Genomic DNA, 20,347 nt, shown 5'->3' on the forward strand with positions numbered 1-20,347 from the left:
GCTACTTCGAGAAGCCGCGCACGTCGGTCGGCTGGAAGGGCCTGGTCAACGACCCCGATCTCGACGAGAGCTTCCACATCAACAAGGGCCTGCGCCTGGCCCGCCAGCTGCTGCTCGACGTCAACGAACTCGGCCTGCCCGCCGCCTGCGAGTTCCTCGATACGCAGTTGCCGCAGCACATCGCCGATCTCACCTCGTGGGTCGCGATCGGCGCGCGCACGACCGAGAGCCAGGTGCATCGCGAACTGGCGTCGGGGCTGTCGATGCCGGTCGGCTTCAAGAACGGCACGGACGGCACCACGCAGACCGCCGTCGACGCGGTGCTCTCCGCGAGGTCGCCCCACCTGTTCCCATCGGTCACCAAGCAGGGCGTCTCGGCCATCTTTCAGACGACGGGCAACGACACCTGCCATGTGATTCTCAGGGGCGGATCGCGGACCGGTCCGAACTTCGACGCCGCGTCGGTGCAGGACGTCTGCGATCGCCTGCGCGCCAACGGTCTGCCGGAGCGCGTGATGATCGACTGCTCGCACGGCAACAGCCAGAAGGATCACCGCAAGCAGATCGCGGTGGCCACGGCCGTGGCCGCCCAGGTGGCCGCCGGTGCCTGGCCGATCGTCGGCACCATGCTCGAGAGCCACCTCGTCGAAGGCCGGCAGAACTACGTGCCGGGGCGTCCGTCGGTGTATGGCCAGAGCATCACCGACGCCTGCCTGTCCCTCGAGCAGACCGAGCCGCTGCTCGAACTGTTCGCCAGGGCCCAGCAGGCGCGCGGCGTACCCGCCAACGCGGCCGTCTAGCCCCCGCGCGCGGGCAGCGCCCCGTCCGGTCTACCCGAGGCCGACCCCCGTGACCTGGAGGGCCGCACTGAGCCGATAGGGCGTGTGGAACGCCAGCCAGCACGCGACGATCTGCTCGCGTGACAGCGGCGCCAGCGTCACCCGGACCTGGTCGAGCGTGCCGGTGGCCCCCGTGTGCGGGAACACCTCGTCGAGCACGATCGACGGCAGCATCGGGTGCTCGTGGACGCTCCGCAGCGCCGCCCCGAGCACCCGTTGCGCGCCGACCTCGTCGTCTTCGGGGCCGTACGCCGTCAGCAGATACAACAGGTCGACCGACTGGGTGGCTGCCCCGGCGCCCGGGCGAGGCCCCAGGCTCATCGTGTTGCGCATCGCGGCGTTCTCGACGACCGTCGCGAGCGTCAGGTTCAGCTGACACCGATGGTGCACGGTGCGTGCCCGATCGACCGGCAGTGTCGTCAGCAGCACATCACCCAGGTGGGGGTCGTCCTCCCCGCGCCGCGTCAACGCGCGGTCCAGCATCGTCTTCAACGCGAGGGTCACCCCGGCAATGGCGGCGGTCTGGCTCATGCCGGCATTCTCCGCCATCGCCCACGCCCCGTGCACCCCCGAACCTCGGCCGGTGCGCCCGTCTCCGCCGTGCACGGCCCCGTTCGCGCTCACGCGCCCGGACCCACTCTTGCACGCCCACGGGCATGTCCAAGACGCCGATGCAGCACCCGACACCTGCCGACCCCCGATCCGCCGGACCCGCCCCCGACTATCCCCAGCCGTCGATCGACCCGCCGGGGCTGGAGTCGGAAATGACACCCGTCGCCGATCACGGCGAGACCTCGTATCAGGGACTGGGACGACTCACCGGCCGCAAGGCCCTGATCACGGGCGGCGACAGCGGCATCGGCCGCGCCGTCGCGCTGGCCTTCGCGCGCGAGGGCGCCGACGTCCTGATCAGCCACCTTCCCGAGGAAGAGGTGGACGCGCGCGTGACCTGTGACTGGATCACCGAGGCGGGCCGCATCGCCGTGGCGGTGCCGGGCGACATCCAGCACGAAGACCACTGTCGTCGACTGGTCGATCTCGCCATCGCCGGACTCGGGGGCCTCGACATCGTGGTGAACAACGCCGCCTACCAGGTCACGCACGACCGACTGGAGGACTTCACCACGGAGGAACTGGACCGCTCGTTCAGGACCAACGTCTACGCCATGTTCTGGATCTGCCGGGCCGCGCTCCCCAGGCTTGAGGCCGGCGCGAGCATCATCAACACCGCCTCGATCCAGGCCTTCGACCCGAGCCCCAACCTGCTCACTTACTCCCCGACCAAAGCCGCCATCGTCAACTTCACGAAGGGGCTGTCCCAGGTGGCGATGAAGCAGGGCGTGCGGGTCAACGCGGTGGCGCCGGGGCCCGTGTGGACGCCGTTGATCCCCTCGACGATGCCACCCGATAAAGTGCAGGGTTTCGGTCACCAGACCGCGTTCGGCCGCGCCGCGCAACCGGTCGAGCTCGCGCCGCTGTTCGTCTTTCTGGCCTCGAACGAGGCGCGGTACGTGACCGGTGAGGTCTACGGGGCCACCGGCGGCCAGTCGCCCGTCTAGCCGGGCCAGGCCCCCGTCTCCGCCTTGCTCGAGCCTGTGCGATGCTTGGCTCTTCAGGAGAGTGCCATGGCTGGTCGGGTCTCGCGTGGGACGCTCGCGTGCGCAACGCTCATCGTCGGAGGTGGCCTCGTCATGGCGCCCTTCGTGTTCACCGCTCGCGATGCGGACGCGGTGCAGCCGACGGCCGAGTCGCTGCAGGACCGGTTCACCCGCATGACGCGTGACGCCGACGCGAAGGGGTTGGCCGAGCCCTTCAAGGGCGTCACCGCGGACGGCACCGTCGTGCCCGACCTGTTCGCCATCCGCTCGACCGGCGTGTCCACCGCGCCCGTGCGGAACGCGGCCATCGCCTGGCTGGCGGCGTTGTCTCCCGAGCAGCGACAACGCACCACCTTCGGCGTCGACGATCCCGAGTGGCGCAAGTGGATGAATCAGCACTTCTACCGCCGCCAGGGCGTCAGCTTCGACGAGATGACGCCGGCGCAGCGCGATATGGCCTTTGCCCTGTTGCGGGCGTCGTTGAGTGCGCGTGGCCTGACACTGAGCCGCGACATCATGCGGCTCAATCACACCCTCGCCGAACTGAACGACAACGACTTCGAGCAGTACGGCGAGTGGCTGTACCACATCACCGTGATGGGCACGCCGTCGGCCACCGAGCCCTGGGGCTGGCAGATCGACGGCCATCACCTCATCGTCAACTACTTCGTGCTGGGCGATCAGGTCGTCATGACGCCGAGCTTCTTCGGGTCCGAGCCCGTGATCGCGACCGCCGGGAAGTACGCCGGCACGCAGATCCTGCAGGACGAACAGGCCGCCGGCCTGGCGTTCATGGCCGCGCTCGACGCCACCCAGCGCACGCGCGCCATCGTGCGGGCCGGCAAGTCCGGCAACGACAACCTGGGCGAAGCGTTCAAGGACAACGTCGTCGTGCCCTATGAGGGACTACCGGCGTCGGCCATGACGCCGGCGCAGCAGGAGCAGCTGCTGGGGCTCGTCGAACGCTTCGTGGGCACCCTGGCCGATGGGCATGCCCAGGTCAAGATGGCCGAAGTACGCGCCCATCTGAACGCCACCCACTTCTCGTGGAAGGGCGGCATCACGCCCGGCGCCGTCTTCTACTATCGAATCCACAGCCCGGTCGTGCTCATCGAGTTCGACCACCAGCTGCCGGCCGGGCTCCGGCGCCTCTACCCGACGCGAGAGCCACGTCCCGATCATGTCCACGTGGTCATCCGCACACCGAACGGCAACGACTACGGCAAGGACCTGCTGCGCCAGCACCTTGCCGCGCATCGGCACGACGTGGCCGATCGACGCACGAGGCCGGGCGTCTCGCTGAGCGCCCTCTCGCCGCACTGATCGTCAGTGCGGCGGCTGCCTCGAGGCGTCGAACAGCGCATGCATCTGCGCGACGGCATGCTCGAGTAGCACGCCCATGTGCCGGCGTGTCTCCTTCTCGCTGGCGCGGATCTCGGCGCGCAGCTCGTCGATCATGCCGCGCACCTCCGCTCGCAATTCGGTTCGCGCCCGATCGACGGTGGCATGGATTGCCAACGTCAGGTCCTCTTGCGTTCGCAGAATCTGCGTCTCCAGGGCGTCAAGACGCCTGTCCACGCCGTCAAGACGCCTGTCCACGCCGTCAAGACGGCTCTCCACGCCGTCAAGGCGCCGCTCCACGCCGCCAAGACGCGACTCGACCTGGTCCATCCGGACTTCGATCCGGCCGAGGCGATCCGGGACAGATCTGAGTATCTGCGAGGTTTCTTCGAGGGATTTCACGCGTCCATCCAGTCCTGTCTGCGCCACGGGCGCTCCTCCTCGCCGCCGCCATCGGCTGAGCGTCGAAGAGATGGGCTTGCGAGGGGCGTGCCGCCCCCGCGGACGACGACGCTAGCATCGTCGGGGGCGGGCAGCAAGCACGCCCGGACTCGGTCCTGGCGCGCGCGGGATCGACGCGTTGCGCCGGCCCGTGCGATGCTGCCGGCATGGTGAGTGCCCTCCTTCGGCCCGAGGACCAGGCTCTGGTCAGCGACGAGCGCCGCGCCCTCGAAGGCCTGCGGGACGCGCTCGTCCGCCTGGACGCCTCGGCCGAGAGTCTCGACGCCCTGAGTCGTTCCATCAGGCAACTCGACGAGCTGTTCCTCGTGGTGATCGTCGGCGAGTTCAACGCCGGCAAGAGCGCCTTCATCAACGCGCTGCTCGGCAGCCAGGTGCTGCAGGAAGGTGTGACGCCGACGACGGCGCAGGTGAACCTGCTGCAGTACGGCGACGCGGCCACCCGCACGGAGCGATCGGACCACCTCCACGTCATCACGGCGCCCGTCGAGTTCCTCCGCGAGATCGCCATCGTCGATACGCCGGGGACCAACGCGGTGATCCGCGAGCACGAGGCCATCACGGCCGACTTCGTGCCCCGGTCGGATCTCGTGCTGTTCGTCACGTCCGCGGACCGACCGTTCACCGAGAGCGAACGGCAGTTCCTCACGGTGATCCGCGACTGGGGCAAGAAGATCGTCGTCGTCATCAACAAGATCGATCTGTTCGAGACCGACGCCGACCTGCAGCAGGTGCTCGGTTTCGTCGCCGAGCACGCGGCGACCGCCCTCGGATCCGCGCCAGACACCTTCCCCGTGAGCGCGCGTCTCGCCATGCGTGCCAAGCAGGGGCAGCCGGACGTGTGGGCGAGCAGCCGCTTCGAGGCCCTCGAGCGCTACATCCACGAGCGTCTCGACCAGCGGGAGCGGCTGCGGCTCAAGCTCGCCAATCCCGTCGGCATCGGCCAGGCCCTCACGACCCGCTATCTCGAGGTGACCGACGGCCGCCTCTCGCTGTTGCAGGACGACCTCCGGCTGCTCGACGACGTGGAGAAGCAGCAGGCGGTGTATCGCAGCGACATGGAGCGACAGTTCGAGCTGCGGATGGGCGAGATCGACAACGTGCTCCTGCAGATGGAGCAGCGCGGGCACGCGTACTTCGACGACATGTTGCGTATCGGCCGCGTGCTGGATCTGCTCAACACGTCGCGCGTGCAGGAAGGCTTCGTGCGCGACGTGGTCGCTGATGCCCCGGTGCAGATCGAGCGCAAGGTGTCCGAGCTGATCGACTGGATGGTCAGCGCCGACCTGCGGCAGTGGCAACAGGTCAACACGCACCTGGCCGACCGGCGGCGGCAGTACCGTGACCGGATCGTCGGCGATCCCGAGCTCGCGACCTTCCATGTGGAGCGGGGGCGGCTGCTCGAGTCCGTCGGACGCGAGGCGCAGCGCGTGGTCGAGCGCTTCGATCGGCAGCGCGAGGCGGCGATGCTGGCCGAAGGCGCGCGCAACGCCGTGGCGGCCTCCGCCGCCGTCGGGGCCGGGGCCCTCGGACTCGGCACGCTGGTCACCATCGCCGCCACCACCGCCGCTGCCGACATCACCGGCATCGTGCTGGCCGGGGTCATCGCGACCGTCGGGCTGTTCATCGTGCCGGCGCGCCGGCGCAAGGCCAAGGACGACCTGCGGCAGAAGGTGCAGGACCTGCGAGAGCGCCTGTCGCGATCGCTCCGCACGCAGTTCCAGGAAGAGGTCCGCCGCAGCACGGAGCGTCTCGACGAGGGGGTCGCCCCCTACAGTCGCTTCGTGCGGGCCGAGCAACAGGCGCTGACGACCGTCCGAGACACCCTCGGTGGCGTGCAGGAGCGCCTCGACGGCCTCAAGCGACGCATCGACGCGCTGGTGTGACCTCGGGCATACTCCGCCGCATGCGTCAGCTTCTTCGTCTCGGTGCCCTGCTCGGGGCGTTGTGTGCCGCCACGACCACCGCGCGCGGCCAGGACCTCGATCTCGTCAACGCAACGCTCATCGATGGCACGGGCGCAGCACCACGCGCCGGGGTCACGCTCCGCATCCGCGACGGTCGTCTCGCCAGCATCGAGACCACTGCGCCCGCCGCCACACCGGCCGGTGTGACGCGGATCGACGTCGCCGGGCGCCCCGTGCTGCCCGGTTTGATCGACGCCCACGCGCACATCGCCACGCCCGACGCGGCGCGTCGGGCCCTGGAATCGGGCGTCACCACGGCGCGGGTGCTCGGCGACGTCTTCCTGCAGGCGCTCGGCACGCGCGACCTGATCCGCGCCGGGCATGTCGCTGGCCCCGAGCTGATCGTGTCGAGCAGCATCATCAGGCCGAAGCCGGGCATGGCCTTCTATCAGGCCTATCCGGAGTTCGGCCGCTTCGTGTCTGCCGAGCTGCGCGGGCCCGACACGATCGCCGCCGTCGTGAAGGCGCAGATCGCCCGCGGTGTCGACGTCATCAAGGTCGGTGCGAGCGAACGCGCCGGCCTGGCCTCGACCGACCCGCGGCGTGCCGAGTTGACCGAAGACGAGATGCGCGCGGCGGTACAGGCCGCGCGCGCGGCCGGCCGGCACGTCGCCGCGCACGCCCATGGCGAGGGGGGCGTCCGTGCGGCCGTACGCGCCGGCGTGCGCAGCATCGAGCACGGCACCTACGTGGACGACGCGACGCTGGCGGAGATGAAGGCCAGGGACACGTTCTTCGTGCCCACTCTCGCCGTGATGAGTCCGCTCGGCGATCCTCGCGGCAACACGGCCGACGACGTGGCCCTGCAGGTGCGGACGTACCACATGATGGCGCCGCTGCGCGCGGCGGTGCGCAAGGCGCGGGCCCTCGGCATCCGGATCGCCGCGGCCACCGATGGCAGCTACGCCGATGGCGACGACACCGGGCGCATCCGCGTGGCGCACGACATGGAGGTGATGGTGCAGGCCTGCGGCTTCACGCCGCTCGAGGCGATCACGGCGGCTACCGCGACCGGCGCGCAGGTGCTCGATGTTGCGCAGCGCACCGGCACGTTGCGTCCCGGTCTCGAGGCTGACCTGATCGTCCTCGACCGCGACCCGCTCGCCGAGACGACGGCGCTCTTCGAGCCTCTGCTCGTCGTCAGCAACGGCACGGTCGTCGTCAATCGGATGTATTGAGGTGGCGGCCGGCTCTGGGTAGGGCCCGTTGTCCGAACGGGCCGTCATGAGCGTGCCTGCGGGTGGCAGGTGATCTGACGATGACGGCCGGCTCGGAGAGCCGGCCCTACCCATCGGAGAGCCGGCCCTACCCCGCAGCGGGACGGCGCTACCGGCTGCGCCCGATGCGCTGGTACTCCGCGAGCAGGGACTGCAGCGACGTCACGACGTCCGGATGGCGCGCCTCCAGGTTGGTCGTCTCCTTCGGGTCGGCCTCCAGGTCGTAGAGCTGCACGGCCGGCACCGCCGCACCGCCCGTCGCGACCTCCGAACTGCGGCCCGTGCCAGGCGCGAGCAGCAGCTTCCATCGCCCCTGGCGAATCGCGTAGGCCCCGCCGTCGGACTGCATGACGATCGCCTCGTGCAGCGGTCCGTCATGCCGCGGATTGCGCAGCACCGGCAGGAAGCTCACCGAGTCCTCGCCCGCATCGGCCGGCAGCGGCGCCGCCACGATGTCGGCCAGCGTCCGCAGCACGTCGGTGGTGATGATGGTGCGGTGCGTGACGCCGCCGGGCGCGACCACCCCCGGCCATCGCACCAGGAACGGCACGCGGGTGCCCCCCTCGTACAGCGTGTGCTTGGTGCCTCGCCAGCCGCCCGCTGCATCGTGGCCCTGCGTGAGGAGATCGGCGATGCCCCCCGCCGGCGCCGGGCCGTTGTCGCTGGCGACGATCACCAGCGTGCGATCGGCCACGCCCGCGCGAGCGAGGGCACGCAGCACCGTGCCGATGGCGGCATCGGTCTGCGCGACGAAATCCCCGTACGGGCCGAGCGGCGTCCGGCCGACGAAGTCTCCGGTCGGCAGCATCGGCGTGTGTGGGGCCGCCAGGGGCAGGTACAGGAAGAACGGCTGGTTCGTTCGGCTGCGTCGCTCGATCACGTCCACGGCGCGGTGCGTGAACCGATCGAGCACCTCCTCGGGCTTGAAAGACGGCCCGGCCGCGCCAGGCCGATGGAAGCCCGGCACGCCCTGGGGAATGCCGGGGAGCGCGCTGGTCGGGGCCTCGACGACGCGTTCACCCTCGACGTACACGTAGTCGCGCATGTCGAGTGAGGCCGGGATGCCGAAGTACTCGTCGAAGCCCGCGGCGATCGGGCCGCCGGTGACGGGGCCCGTGTAGTCGATCCAGTCAGTGGGCCCCTGTGTCGTCTCGCGGTCCACCACGGCGCCCGGTCGCGCCGTCCAGTGCATGCCGAGGTGCCACTTGCCGACGGCCGCCGTGTAGTAGCCCCGGGCCCGCAACAGGGACGCCAGGGTCGTGCGCCCCGGCTCGATCAGGGAATCCCCGTTGCCCCACAGGACGCCCTTCTTCAACCGGGTGCGCCACGAGTAGCGGCCGGTCAGCAGTCCGTACCGCGTTGGCGTGCACACGGAGGAGCTCGTATGCGCGTCCGTGAAACGCAAGCCCTCGCGTGCCAGCTGGTCGAGGTGAGGCGTCGGGATGCGGCTGGCCGGGTTGTAGGCTCCCACGTCGCCGTAGCCCTGGTCATCGGTGAGGATCACCACCACGTTGGGCTGTGTGCGCGAGTTCGTGGACGGCGCCGTGCCCGTTGGTTGCGACGCGACGCGCGCGCCGCCGGCGGCGACAGCCACCGCCACCACGACGAGCGCCGCACGGACGAAGGAGACGCGGCTCGTCATCGGGGCCTCAGGGGCGCGGTGCCTGCAGCAGCTGGTCCAGCGCTTCGTAGCGGGCGCGGTGCGGTTCGGGGATGGCCTGGGTCGTGGCGTCCAGATCGATCATGCGGGGGCCCATGTCCTGCACGGTGCCAGCACCGGGCAGGGGCCCGAGCGCCGGCCAGGCCTGGAGGCCGTCGCCGTTCGGGTTGCCACTGCGGGCGAAGTTGGTCCAGTAGCGTCCGATCGCCTCCGACAGCGCACGGTCGGCGGGGGTCCACTCCACACCCTTCACGGTGTCCAGCGTGCCGAAGACGTACTCGATCTCTCCGGCGTGTCGCGCGCCCACGGCCTCGGCGGTGACGGACCGCCCGTTGCTGACTCCGCCCGGTGCCACCGGGATCCTCCGCGAGAACAGGTAGCGGTAGATGGGCGCCGTCGACGTCGTGCGGTGCGCCTCGAGCCACTTCCACGTGCTGTAGCCGATGAACAGGTCGCCAGCGAGGGCCGCGGCCGACTCGAGGGCCTCGGCATCACTCGTGGCCGGATAGACCTTCAGCACGGCCTCAGCCGCCGGGCCGAAGCGCTTGCGGGTCTGCTCGACGAACGAGGCGGCCGTCAGGCGCTCCGCCGCCAGCGTGACGCCGCTTCGCGCCTCGTCGGCGTTCCAGCCGGCCAGCAGCGGCACCTGCGCCTGCCGCCCCGCGGCAAACGTGGCGAGCACCGGTTCGGTCAGCACCACCCCGTCGACCGCCGGCGAGAACCACGGCTGCCAGGTCGCCGCTGCCGCCAGGGCGTCGGCGGCCGGAGTGGCGCGCAGGGACTGGACCGTTGTCGCCTTCAGGGCGGCCCCGAACTTCTCGCCGTTGGCTTCGCTGGCTGCGCGCGTGGCGAGCGGCAGCGACGGCCCGAGGTGGGCGCCGCTCTCACCGATGGCCTTGTGGAACAGCCCGCGGGCCTGGGGCACCACCATCAGGGCGTTGACGGCGAACGACCCGGCCGATTCGCCGAAGATCGTCACGTTGCCGGGGTCGCCGCCGAAGGCGCCGATGTTGTCGCGCACCCACTGCAGCGCCGCGACCATGTCGAGCAGCCCGTAGTTGCCCGAACTGCCGCGCGCATCGGCCGCCGACAGCGCCGGGTGGGCGAAGAAGCCGAACACACCCATGCGGTAGTTGATCGCGACGAGCACCACGCCGTTGCGAGCCAGACGCACGCCGTCGTGCCTGGGCTCGTGCGAGGCGCCGGCCTGGTAGCCGCCGCCGTGGATCCACACCATCACCGGCAGCTTCGCGTCCGCGCGGGCGGCGGGCGTCCACAGGTTCAGATAGAGACAATCCTCACTGGCGGGGCGGTCGAAGACGATGTCGTCGAAGACCTGGGGCTGCAGGCACTGCGCACCGAAGGCGTCGGCCTTGCGCACGCCCGTCCACGGGGACACGGGCGCGGGGGATTTCCACCGGAGGTCGCCCACCGGCGGCGCCGCGAACGGGACGCCCTTGAAGACCCGCACGCGCCCCTCGTCGGCCGTAGTGCCTTCGAGCAGCCCCGCGGTGGTCCTGACCTGCGCGTGCGCGGTGCCGAGGCCCATCGTCAGGGCAAGGGCGCCGCCCACCAGGGCTCGGCGACGACGCGCGGAAGTCGCCGGCCCACTCACGATGCCATGCCCTTCCACGTGGCCAGGCACTTCTCGATGGTCTCGAACGGCGTGAAGCGGCTGCCTTCCTGCTCGATCAGGTAGGTCTCGACCCCGCCGACCGCCTCGGCCGCCGCGCGAATCTCCTTCCACGGCACGACACCCTCACCGGTGAGCACGTGGTAGCCCTTGTCCGGCCCCTCACCTGGCGCCCAGTCCTTGCAGTGCAGGCTCTTGATGCGGCCGGGGTTGGCCTTGATCCACGCGACGGGGTCCTGGCCGGCGTCCACGCACGTGCCGACGTCGAACTGCAGGACGACGTCCCGTGGCGTCTGCTTCGCGAGGACGTCGATCGGGCGCGTGCCCTGGATCGGCGTGAACTCGGTCTGGTGGTTGTGGAAGCCCGCGGCCATGCCGAGCGGGCGGAGCGTCTCGGCGGCCGCGGCCAGGCGGTCGGCCACCCGCTTCCAGTCGTCGAGGGTGGTGACGCCGCGACCGGCGCTGGCCATCACGATGAGGGTGGACCCGAGGGTGACGTTCAGGTCGATGGCCTTCTTCAGACCCTCGGGTGTGAAGACGTCGGCGCTGTTGTGCGTCGAGGGCGCCTTCATGCCGACGTCGTCGAGCAACTGGCGCACCTGTCGCGCGTACGACGGCTCCCACTGGTAGTACGGGGAGAAGAACTCGACGGCCTCGTAGCCGGTCTTCGCCACGGTGCGGACCGTGCCGAACAGGTCCCTGGCCAGATCCTGGCGGACCGAGAACAACTCGAGGCCGACCATCGGCCTGGTCGCGGCCGATAGCGCCGCGACGAACGGGGTGGTGACGGCGGCCGCAAGGAAACTGCGCCGCGACAGCGACGATTGCACGTACGACATGGGACCTCCGGGTCGTCGCGAGTCTGACACAACAGATGCGCGGCGCACACCGGCCCGCCCCGGGCCGCGATGCGGCCTCGCTACAGGTTGGCCGCGCTGTTGGCACCCTGGAGCTCGGCGCCCGTGATCGGCACGCCGAGCCGGGCCGACATCCGGTACAGCGTCCGCCGGTCGATACCGAGCGCGGCCGCCGTCCGGGTGCGGTTGCCGGCGAACCGCTGCAACGCATAGACGAGGTAGCGACGCTCGAGCTCGTCGAGGGTCGGCATGTCGGCAAACGGGTGGGCCCCCGCCGATGGCGAAGGCGCGCCATCGACGACGATGTCCGCGGCGTCGACGACGTGATTGCGAGCTGAGGCGACAAGGCGTTCGATCACGTTTTCCAGCTCCCGTACATTGCCTGGCCAGGACAGCTGGCGCAGGCGGGCAATGGCACCGGCCGAGATGGTGACGTCCCGACCGACGCGGGTGCTCGCGCCGTGGACGAAGTGCTCGACGAGGAGGGGGATGTCCTGGGGACGATCCCGCAGCGGCGGCACGCGGAGGTGGAACACCGCCAGGCGGTCGAAGAGGTCTTGGCGGAACCGGCCCGACGCGATGTCGCGAACGACATCCCCCGAGGCCGCAGCGACGACCCTGGTGTCGACCGAGACGGCGCTGGCCGCGCCGAGCGGGCAGACCTCGCGCTCCTGCAGCGCGCGCAGCAGCTTGGCCTGCAGGGCGTCGGACAACTCCGTCACGTTGTCGAGGAACAGCGTGCCGTCCCTCGCCTCGACGAAGAGGCCCGCACGGTCGGTCACGGCCGCGGGGAAGGCGCCGCGCACGTGGCCGAACAGCGCTGATTCCACCAGCAGATCGGGCATCGCGGCGCAGTTGAGGGACACGAAGGGCTGCGACGCGCGTGCCCCGTGCGTGTGCAGCGCTCGGGCCACCAGGCCCTTGCCCGTGCCGCTCTCGCCGACGATGAGGACGGGCGCCGTGCCCGAGGCGGCCTGCGCGACCTTGTCGGAGAGGTCCAGCATCACCGGCGAGTGACCCAGCATCGTCGGGGAGGCTCCCGCCGACCGTTCGGACGGCTCTCCGCCGTCGGGCGCGGACAGCCTGCGGCTCAACACGAGCGCAGCCTCGCGTCTTCGACAACGATCAGGACGGCACGATGTGGCACCGCCAGCAGGGTACAGAGCGGAGGGACCGGCGGATCACTGTCCTTGGTATAGGCCCCCGCTTGGTATGTCGATCGGGCGTCGCTCGACGATCGCCACGGCCTTCAGACGTCGCCGACGGTAGACCGGCGGTCTTGAGACCGCGTCGTGTCGCTGCCCGGGACCGTCAGCTCGAATGTGCTGCCGTCGGGGCCCGAGGCGCGGACGCGCAGCGTGCCCCCCAGCCACGTGGCGATGGCCCGGCTGAGGGCCAGCCCCAGGCCGGCGCCGCCGGTCCGCCGCGACCGCGACGGCTCCCGGCGGTAGAAGCGGTCGAAGACCCGTTCCCATTCGTCGCGTGGAATTCCGGGGCCGGAATCGGTGACTTCGAGGCGCAGGCGGCCCGCCTCCCAGGCATCCCCCGGGGCCGGCTCGTCGCAGCCGGTGATGTGGACCGACCCGCCCTCACGGTTGTAGAGCACCGCGTTGGCGATCATGTTGTCGAGGATGCGGGCCAGCAGGACCGGCTGCACGTAGGCGACCAGGTGGTCGAGCCCGCCGTGGGTGACCCGGATGCCGCGGGCGGCGGCTTGCGGGGCCAGGCGCGCGCACGCCGCCTGCACCGAGGCGGCCACCGGCACTTCCTCGGCGGCGATGTTGCCGGGCCGCTCCTCGGCGCGCACCAGCAGCATCAGCTGCTCCGAGATGGACGTCAGGCCGTCGATCTGGGTGCGCAACCGCTGGAGCGTCTCGCGGTACTCGTCGGGCGTCCGGTCGCGGCGGAGGGTGACGTCGATCTCGCCGGCCATCGCGGTGAGTGGACTCCGCAGCTCGTGCGACGCATCGGCGGCGAAGCGGCGGTTGCCATCGATCACCCGATGCAGCCGGTCCAGCATCTCGTTCAGCAGGCGCGTCATCCGCCCGATCTCGTCGTCGGTCCGCGGGGGGTCGAGCCGCATGTCGATGTCGCCGGTGGCGATGCGGGCGGCGCGTGCGGTGATCTCGTCGACGGGCTCCAGGGCGCGCGAGGCCAGCAGGAAGCCAATCAGGGCGGTCGCGCCGAGGCCGACGGTCCACACGCCCGTGAGGATCCACGCGAGCCGGGCGAGCAGCGCGTCCAGCGAATCGGTGAACAGGCCGACGGCCGCGATGTAGGGCGTCGTGGTGTCGCGGATGTGCGCGGTCACGACCCGGCCGCGGCGCTCGCCCACCTGCACCGTCGCGATCCCGTGGTCGTCGCGGCGGGCGCGGGCGAAGTGCGCCGCGTCCAGCACGCGATCGCCGTGGAGCACGGTCGACTCGAAGACCACCGTCCCGTCGAGGCGGTAGTACTGGACGAACTTGCCGGCGAACTCGCCGCCGCCGAGCTCCTCCGGCGGCAGCTCGTGGAGGTGCAACGTGCCTCCGGCGTCGGTCGACGACGCGATCTCGGTGGCCGCCAGGGTGCGCAGGTTGGCGTCGAGGTCGTGCTCGGCGAAGGCGCGAACGCCCATGTACACCGCGGTGTTGGCGCACGCCAGCAGCAGGCCGAACGCCGCCGTCCAGCGCAGGGTCAGCCTGGTCCGGAACGACAGGGGCCGCCCTGTCACGTGTCGCCTCGCGCCAGCATGTAGCCGAGGCCGCGGATGGTGCGGATCTGGTCGGCGGCGGCGCTGCCGGCCAGCTTCTTGCGCAGGTAGCCGACATACACGTCGGCCAGGTTCGAACAGGGGTCGTAGTCTCCACCCCAGACGTGCTCGGCCAGCTGGTCGCGCGAGACGATGGTGCCGGCGCGCCGCATCAGGTACTCGAGCAGCCGATACTCGGTGGCCGTGAGGGGCACGGGGGCGCCCGCGACGTGGGCCTGGTGAGCTTCCTGATCGAGTGAGAGGGCTCCGGCCGTCAGGACCGCCGACAGGCTCCGCGTCCGTCCTCGTCGGGTCAAGGCCCGGAGGCGGGCCACGACCTCGCCGAAGGCAAAGGGCTTCACCAGGTAGTCGTCGGCGCCGGTATCCAGTCCGAGAACCCGGTCGCTGACGGTGTCGCGCGCCGTCACCATCAGGATCGGGGTGTCGACGCCCTGCGCCCGCAGGCGCCGGCACACGGCGAAGCCGTCCTGGGCCGGCAGCATCACGTCGAGCAGGATGGCGTCGTAGTCGCCGGCCAGCGCCTGCGCCTCGGCCGCGGCGCCGTCCTCGGCGAGATCGACCAGGTGCTGGTCCTCGCGCAGGCCCTTCACCAGGAAGTGGCTGATCGTGGGGTCATCCTCGACGACGAGCAGTCGCATGGAAGGCTTCCTCGATCATCTCGTATACCACCGGGAGCACGATCAGGGTCAGCAGGGTGGACGTGATCACGCCGCCGATGACCACCGAGGCCAGCGGACGCTGCACCTCGGCGCCGGCGCCGTGCGACAGCGCCATCGGCAGGAACCCGAGCGCCGCCACCATGGCCGTCATCAGCACGGCCTTGAGGCGGGACCCCGCGCCGCGGAGGATCGCCTCGTGCAGGCCATGCCCGTCGGTGCGCAGCTGGTTGATCGCGGTGATGAGCACGACGCCGTTGAGCACCGCGACGCCGAAGAGCGCGATGAAGCCCACCGAGGCCGAGAGATTGAGGTTGAGCCCGCGCAGCCAGAGCGCCGCGATGCCGCCCACCAGCGCGAACGGCACGTTGAGGATGATCAACGCGGCCTGACGGACGTTGTGGAAGGTCACGTACAGCAGCGCGAAGATGATGGCCAGCGACAGCGGAATCACCAGCGCCAGCCGCGCCATCGCCCTGGACTGGTTCTCGAACTGGCCACCCCAGCGCACGTAGTAGCCGGCCGGCATCTTGACCACGTCCATCCGCTGCTGGGCCTCGGCGACGAAGCTGCCGATGTCGCGGCCGCGGACATTGGCCTGGACGACGAGCCGCCGCTGGCTGCCCTCATGGCTGATGGCTTCAGGCGTCTGCGACCGCGTGATCGTCGCCAGGCGCGACAGCGGCACCTTCTCGCCCCCGGGCGCGGTCAGCACCAGGTTGCCGAGGGCCTCCTCGTGCGCGCGTACCTCCTCGGGAAACTTCACCACGACCGGGATGCGCTTCGGCCCATCGAGCACTTCGGTCGCATCGGTCCCGCCCACGGCGGCCTCGACCACACGCTGCACCGCCATCACGTCCAGCCCGTAGCGCGCGATGGCGCCGCGGTCGATGGCCACCTGCAACTGCGACGCGCCGGAGAAGATCTCGACCTGCAGGTCGGCTACCCCCTGCACGCGCGCCAGCACCGTCTCGACCTCGCCCGCCAGGCGCTCCAGCGTCGCGCTGTCCTCGCCGAAGATCTTGACGGCCACGTCGGCCTTGACGCCCGAGACGACCTCGTCGAGGCGCATCGCCATCGGCTGCGTGAAGTTCACCGTCACACCCGGCATCTCCGCCAGCGCCACCGAGAGGGCCTCGATCAGGGCATCCTTGTCGCGCCCTGTCGTCCATGCGTCCTCGGGGTGCAGGTTGACGTAGACGTCGCCCTGATAGATGCCCATCGCCTCGGTCGCCAACTCCGGACGTCCGAGCTTGGTGACCACCTGCGACACCTCGGGGAAGCGCCTGACGATCTGCTCGACCTTCGTCGAGATCTCGACCGACTCCTCGAGCGAGATCGACGGCAGCTTGCGCGTCTCGATCAGCAGGGCCCCTTCGTCCAGCCGCGGCATGAACTCCGTGCCGATGAACCACAGCGAGGCGATGGCGGTGCTGACGACGACGACGGCCACGCCAATCGTGCGCAGTCGGTGACGCATCGCGTCGGCCAGATGGCGCAGGTAGCGATCCCGCAGCCGGATGAACCAGGCCTCCTCGTGATGTACGCCACCCATCTTCAGCAGCAGCGACGACGCGGCCGGCACGGCCGTCAGCGCCAGCAGGAGGGCACCGAAGATGGCCGAGCACACCGTGATCGCCATCGGCCGGAACATCTTGCCCTCGAGCCCTTCGAGCGTGAAGATCGGCAGATACACGGCGATGATGATCAGCACGCCGAAGAGAATCGGCCGCGCCACCTCGACGGCCGCCGGCGTGAACAGCGCCAGTCGCATCCGCGACGCGTCGCCCCGGTCCTCGGGCATGGCCTGCTCGGCCTCGCCGCGTCGGCGGACGAAGTTCTCCATCATCACGACGGCACCGTCGACGATCAGGCCGAAGTCGATGGCGCCGAGCGACATCAGGTTGGCCGACACCCCGAACAGGCGCATGCCGATGAAGCCGCACAGCATCGACAGGGGGATGACCGCGGCCACGATCAGCGAGGCGCGGACGTCGCGCAGGAAGAAGAACAGGACGGCGACGACGAGCAGCGAGCCCTCGATCAGGTTGCGGCGCACCGTGGCCGACGTGCGGTCGATGACCTCGGTCTGGTCGTAGAACGGCACCATCGTCACGCCGGCGGGCAGCGATCGCTCGATCTCGTCGATGCGCAGCTTGGCGCGCTCGCCGACGTCGCGCCCGTTCTCGCCCTTGAGCATGATCACCATGCCCGCCACCGACTCGCCGCGCCCGTCGCGCGTGACCGCGCCCTGCCGAGGCATGGCGCCGGTGCGGACGTCGGCGACATCCCGCACCAGCACCGGCACGCCGTCGACCGCCGTGATGACGACGGCTTCGATGTCGGCGTGGCCGGTCAGCAGCCCCGTGCCGCGCACCGTCGTCCGCTCGGCCCGTCGCTCGAGAAAGCCGCCGCTGAACGAGAGGTTGTTGTTGGCGAGCGCCTCGATGACCTGCTGGGTGCTGATGCCGTAGCGCTCGAGGCGACGCGGATCGACGATGACGTGGAACTGCTCGGTCAGACCACCCCACGTGTTGATTTCGCTGACCCCTGGCACGGCGCGCAGCCGATTGCGCACCGACCAGTCGTGCAGCGTCTTGCGCGCCATCACCGACGAGTCGTCACCCTCGACCAGGTACTGGTAGATCTCGCCGAAGGCGGTCGCCACCGGTCCCAGGGTCGGCTCGGCGCCCGGCGGGATGCGGCTGCGCACGTCGTTGACGCGTTCGGTGACGAGCTGGCGCGCCAGGTAGACGGGCACGGCGTCCTCGAACACCACCGTGACCATCGACAGCCCGAACTTCGAGATCGATCGGACCTCCTCGGCCCCCGGCGTGCCCATCAGCGCCGTCTCGATCGGATAGGTGATGCGCTGTTCGACCTCGGGCGCCGCCAGGCCACTGGACTGGGTGACGACGACGACCTGGTTGTTCGTCAGGTCGGGAAACGCCTCGACCGGGAGGTCGCGCCAGGCGTAGAGCCCGGTCGCCACGAGCGCGATGACACAGACGAGGACGAAGATGCGCTGGCGCAGCGCCGCCGCGGTGAAGCGTTCGATGACACCGAGACTCATGACTCGCCTTCCGACGAGGCGAGCATCTGGGACTTCAGCAGGAAGGCGCCACGGGTGACGACCTTCTCACCTGCGGTCAGCCCCCGGAGGATCTCGACGCGCCCATCGCGCTCCCGGCCGGTCTCGACGTCACGCGCCACGTACTGGCCGTCGGCGCCCGAGACGAACACCACGCGGCGGTCGCCCAGGTCCTGGACCGCATCGACGGGGACGTGCACCATCGGCTCTGGAGCCACCCCTTCGAGCTGCACGCGGGCGAACATCCCGGGCTTGAGACGCCCATCGCCGTTCTGCAACGCGCAGCGGACGACGACGCGACGCGTCGCCGGGTTGATGGTGTCGCCGATGAACGTCACCCGGGCCGGAAAGCGCTCCGTGGGATAGGCCGACACCACGACCTGCACCGCCGCCCCCACCTGCACCCGCGCGAGCGCCGCTTCGTCGATCTCGGCCAGCACCCAGAGCGACGAGGTGTCACTCACCACGAACAGCGCGGTGCCCGGCGTCACGGTCGTGCCGGTGGTGACAAGTTTCTCGAGCACGACGCCCGCCTGGGGCGTGCGGACCGGGACGATCTCGTTGACCGCCGCCTCCGGGGCGTTGCCGATCTCGATGCCGAGGTGCTCGAGAGACTCGGTGGCGCGCCGCACTTCGGCGTTGGCCATGGCGAGCTGCTCGGTGGCACTGGCCCGGTTCGACCGGGCGCGCTCGACCTCGAGGGCGGAGGCCGCCTTGTCGGTGAGCAGGCGCTCGGTGCGCGCCAGCGTCTCGTTGGCGAAGGCGAGCTCCTGCTCGACGCGGCGCCGGTCGGCCACCGACTTGCGGTAGTCGCCCCAGCTGTCGTGCACCTCGTGGCTGTGCAGGCCCGCCAGCAGCGCGCCCCGACGCACCCGATCACCCACGTTGACGTGGGTGGCGTCGACGATGCCCTCGACCAGCGAGCCGACGCGCGCGGTGCGGGTGTCGTCGATGGCGATGGTGCCCACGGCCTCGAGCGCCGCTCCGACGGCCTCGGCCGTGACGGTCTGGACGGTGATGCCGGCCAGTGTCTGCGAGGCCTTCGACAGCGTCACGGCGTCCTGAGGAGCAGCCGGCGTCGCCGTCTCCTCCTGAGGCGCACTCGAGCACGCCGCGCCCGCGGCCACCGCAAGCAGGATCAGGCCCAGGCGAACACCAGCGGATGCAACGGTCATGGAAGCGGGTCCTCTCCAAGCGCCAGACGGGCGCGGATGCTGGCCGTGGCGGCGTCGAGCTGCACCGCCAGGGCTTCACGCTGTGAATCGAGATAGACGCGGTCGGCATCCACGAGCGAGAGCGCATCGCCGGTGCCTTCCCGAAACGCCGCGCGGGCCGCGCGCTGAGCGACGACGGCCGGCTCGACCAGCGTCTCGGCGATGCGCGTGGCTTCCTCGGCGAGCACCCGCGCCGCGAGCACGGCCTGTTCGATGTCGGCCCGGGCGGCGGCGCGGGCCTGCTCGAGCTCCAGCGTGGCCGCGGTCACCTCGGCCTCGGCCCGCAGCCGCGCCGGCGTGTTGCGCAGGCCCACCGGCAGGTCGATGGAGATACCGGCCGTGCCGGTGTTGAAGCCCGACGTGCGCTTGTAGCCGCCGGTCAACGCGAACGCCGTGGATCCGAGGGCGCGTTCGGCGGCGGCCGCCGTGCGCCGCTCGTCGACGCGGCTGGCGGCGGCGCGAACATCCGCGCGCTGCTCGATCGCGGCCTCGATCCCGATCGTCGTCAGCGGCGGCGGCGCCGGTGCGACCACACGGGTCCCGAGGTCCGGGTCAGGCTGGCCGGTCAGCACGCCGAGCGCCAGGGCCTGCTGTCGGACCGCGATCTCGGAGCGGACGCGGGCAATCCGCGTGCGCGCCTTCTCGGCCTCCAGCTTGCGAAGGTCCCCTTCCGGCGCCACACCCTCCGCCACCCGACGCCGCACCAGCGAGACCACGTCCTCGATGGCCCGCTCGTGTGCCTCCAGCAGGACGACGGCCTGCCGTGCCCGCACGACCTCGAGATAGGTGTCGACGACGACGAGATCGACGAGGCGGGCGCGTGCGTCCACCTCGCGCGCCATGAAGTCGCGCGACGCCCTGGCGGCGGCGATGCGCGTCGATCGCCGCGCGCCGATGTCGAGCGGTTGGGTGAACCACACGAACGCATCGTGGTCGAGATCCTGCGGCCCCAGATTCTCGACCGAGAGATCGACGGTGGGGTTGCGCCACCGTCCCGCCGCATCGGCCGCGGCGGCCGCGGCGGTCGCGCGCGCCTGCGCCGCACGCACGGCCGGCGCGTACT

16 protein-coding genes are annotated in these 20,347 nt (G+C 70.6%); 5 read left to right on the top strand and 11 right to left on the bottom strand.

Features of this window, described 5'->3' with window-relative positions:
- A partial coding sequence (locus Q0C41_RS20840) for a 3-deoxy-7-phosphoheptulonate synthase (RefSeq protein ID WP_291987048.1) occupies nt 1-800 on the top strand: 800 nt, incomplete at its 5' end.
- Nucleotides 801-830: 30 nt separating this feature from the next.
- Here Q0C41_RS20840 and Q0C41_RS20845 read toward each other — a convergent pair.
- Complete coding sequence (locus Q0C41_RS20845) at nt 831-1,370, bottom strand: DUF4255 domain-containing protein (RefSeq protein WP_291987051.1); 540 nt, start codon at nt 1,368-1,370, stop codon at nt 831-833.
- A 125-nt stretch (nt 1,371-1,495) separates the two neighbouring features.
- Here Q0C41_RS20845 and Q0C41_RS20850 point away from each other — a divergent pair, with 125 nt between their 5' ends.
- Together Q0C41_RS20850 and Q0C41_RS20855 are read left to right on the top strand one after the other, a co-directional pair.
- The gene (locus Q0C41_RS20850; RefSeq protein ID WP_291987053.1) at nt 1,496-2,398 is read left to right on the top strand and encodes an SDR family oxidoreductase; all 903 of its coding nucleotides are present in this window, start codon (nt 1,496-1,498) and stop codon (nt 2,396-2,398) included.
- 66 nt (nt 2,399-2,464) lie between these two features.
- Entirely contained in the window at nt 2,465-3,760 is a 1,296-nt protein-coding gene (locus Q0C41_RS20855) for a DUF3500 domain-containing protein (protein ID WP_291987054.1), read from the top strand.
- Between the two features lie 3 nt (nt 3,761-3,763).
- Here the strand turns inward: Q0C41_RS20855 and Q0C41_RS20860 are convergent, their stop codons facing one another.
- A complete protein-coding gene (locus Q0C41_RS20860) occupies nt 3,764-4,207 on the bottom strand; it encodes a hypothetical protein (RefSeq protein WP_291987056.1) in 444 nt (147 codons plus the stop codon).
- 179 nt (nt 4,208-4,386) lie between these two features.
- Between Q0C41_RS20860 and Q0C41_RS20865 the strand changes: the two genes are divergently transcribed.
- Both Q0C41_RS20865 and Q0C41_RS20870 read left to right on the top strand, forming a co-directional pair.
- Nucleotides 4,387-6,123 (top strand): dynamin family protein, encoded by a 1,737-nt coding sequence (locus Q0C41_RS20865; RefSeq protein ID WP_291987058.1) that lies wholly within the window; start codon nt 4,387-4,389, stop codon nt 6,121-6,123.
- Between the two features lie 20 nt (nt 6,124-6,143).
- Nucleotides 6,144-7,382: an amidohydrolase family protein gene (locus Q0C41_RS20870; protein WP_291987084.1), complete on the top strand. Its 1,239-nt coding sequence runs from the start codon at nt 6,144-6,146 to the stop codon at nt 7,380-7,382.
- A gap of 148 nt (nt 7,383-7,530) precedes the next feature.
- Here the strand turns inward: Q0C41_RS20870 and Q0C41_RS20875 are convergent, their stop codons facing one another.
- The 9 genes from Q0C41_RS20875 to Q0C41_RS20915 form a co-directional block, all read right to left on the bottom strand.
- On the bottom strand, nt 7,531-9,063 hold the full coding sequence (locus Q0C41_RS20875; RefSeq protein ID WP_291987086.1) for an arylsulfatase: 1,533 nt from the start codon (nt 9,061-9,063) through the stop codon (nt 7,531-7,533).
- A 7-nt stretch (nt 9,064-9,070) separates the two neighbouring features.
- Complete coding sequence (locus Q0C41_RS20880) at nt 9,071-10,696, bottom strand: carboxylesterase family protein (protein WP_291987088.1); 1,626 nt, start codon at nt 10,694-10,696, stop codon at nt 9,071-9,073.
- Nucleotides 10,693-11,553, bottom strand: coding sequence for a sugar phosphate isomerase/epimerase (locus Q0C41_RS20885; protein WP_291987090.1), 861 nt, complete (start codon nt 11,551-11,553; stop codon nt 10,693-10,695). Before Q0C41_RS20885 ends, Q0C41_RS20880 begins: the two co-directional genes overlap by 4 nt.
- A gap of 80 nt (nt 11,554-11,633) precedes the next feature.
- Nucleotides 11,634-12,596: a sigma-54 dependent transcriptional regulator gene (locus Q0C41_RS20890; protein ID WP_291987092.1), complete on the bottom strand. Its 963-nt coding sequence runs from the start codon at nt 12,594-12,596 to the stop codon at nt 11,634-11,636.
- A 224-nt stretch (nt 12,597-12,820) separates the two neighbouring features.
- Nucleotides 12,821-14,284 carry an ATP-binding protein gene (locus tag Q0C41_RS20895; RefSeq protein ID WP_291987094.1) on the bottom strand — a complete coding sequence of 488 codons (1,464 nt, stop codon included), beginning with the start codon at nt 14,282-14,284 and terminating at the stop codon, nt 12,821-12,823.
- Nucleotides 14,281-14,961: a response regulator transcription factor gene (locus tag Q0C41_RS20900; protein WP_291987096.1), complete on the bottom strand. Its 681-nt coding sequence runs from the start codon at nt 14,959-14,961 to the stop codon at nt 14,281-14,283. The genes Q0C41_RS20895 and Q0C41_RS20900 overlap by 4 nt, the downstream gene beginning before the upstream one ends.
- Nucleotides 14,936-18,052: a CusA/CzcA family heavy metal efflux RND transporter gene (locus Q0C41_RS20905; RefSeq protein ID WP_291987098.1), complete on the bottom strand. Its 3,117-nt coding sequence runs from the start codon at nt 18,050-18,052 to the stop codon at nt 14,936-14,938. The genes Q0C41_RS20900 and Q0C41_RS20905 overlap by 26 nt, the downstream gene beginning before the upstream one ends.
- Nucleotides 18,049-19,245 (bottom strand): efflux RND transporter periplasmic adaptor subunit, encoded by a 1,197-nt coding sequence (locus tag Q0C41_RS20910; RefSeq protein WP_291987100.1) that lies wholly within the window; start codon nt 19,243-19,245, stop codon nt 18,049-18,051. The genes Q0C41_RS20905 and Q0C41_RS20910 overlap by 4 nt, the downstream gene beginning before the upstream one ends.
- Nucleotides 19,242-20,347 (bottom strand): TolC family protein (locus Q0C41_RS20915; protein WP_291987102.1); only part of this gene is annotated, 1,106 nt, incomplete at its 5' end. The genes Q0C41_RS20915 and Q0C41_RS20910, both read right to left, overlap by 4 nt.

The sequence above is a fragment of the Luteitalea sp. genome (assembly GCF_022842525.1).
Lineage (GTDB): Bacteria > Acidobacteriota > Vicinamibacteria > Vicinamibacterales > Vicinamibacteraceae > Luteitalea.

What these genes read in the sequence shown, in the direction of transcription:
- Q0C41_RS20865 (WP_291987058.1), top strand. Translation starts at nt 4,387, where the DNA reads ATGGTGAGTGCCCTCCTTCGGCCCGAGGACCAGGCTCTGGTCAGCGAC.
- Q0C41_RS20850 (WP_291987053.1), top strand. Translation starts at nt 1,496, where the DNA reads ATGTCCAAGACGCCGATGCAGCACCCGACACCTGCCGACCCCCGATCC.
- Q0C41_RS20885 (WP_291987090.1), bottom strand. Translation starts at nt 11,553, where the DNA reads ATGTCGTACGTGCAATCGTCGCTGTCGCGGCGCAGTTTCCTTGCGGCC.
- Q0C41_RS20905 (WP_291987098.1), bottom strand. Translation starts at nt 18,052, where the DNA reads ATGAGTCTCGGTGTCATCGAACGCTTCACCGCGGCGGCGCTGCGCCAG.
- Q0C41_RS20890 (WP_291987092.1), bottom strand. Translation starts at nt 12,596, where the DNA reads ATGCTGGGTCACTCGCCGGTGATGCTGGACCTCTCCGACAAGGTCGCG.
- Q0C41_RS20845 (WP_291987051.1), bottom strand. Translation starts at nt 1,370, where the DNA reads ATGAGCCAGACCGCCGCCATTGCCGGGGTGACCCTCGCGTTGAAGACG.
- Q0C41_RS20910 (WP_291987100.1), bottom strand. Translation starts at nt 19,245, where the DNA reads ATGACCGTTGCATCCGCTGGTGTTCGCCTGGGCCTGATCCTGCTTGCG.
- Q0C41_RS20875 (WP_291987086.1), bottom strand. Translation starts at nt 9,063, where the DNA reads ATGACGAGCCGCGTCTCCTTCGTCCGTGCGGCGCTCGTCGTGGTGGCG.
- Q0C41_RS20900 (WP_291987096.1), bottom strand. Translation starts at nt 14,961, where the DNA reads ATGCGACTGCTCGTCGTCGAGGATGACCCCACGATCAGCCACTTCCTG.
- Q0C41_RS20855 (WP_291987054.1), top strand. Translation starts at nt 2,465, where the DNA reads ATGGCTGGTCGGGTCTCGCGTGGGACGCTCGCGTGCGCAACGCTCATC.
- Q0C41_RS20870 (WP_291987084.1), top strand. Translation starts at nt 6,144, where the DNA reads ATGCGTCAGCTTCTTCGTCTCGGTGCCCTGCTCGGGGCGTTGTGTGCC.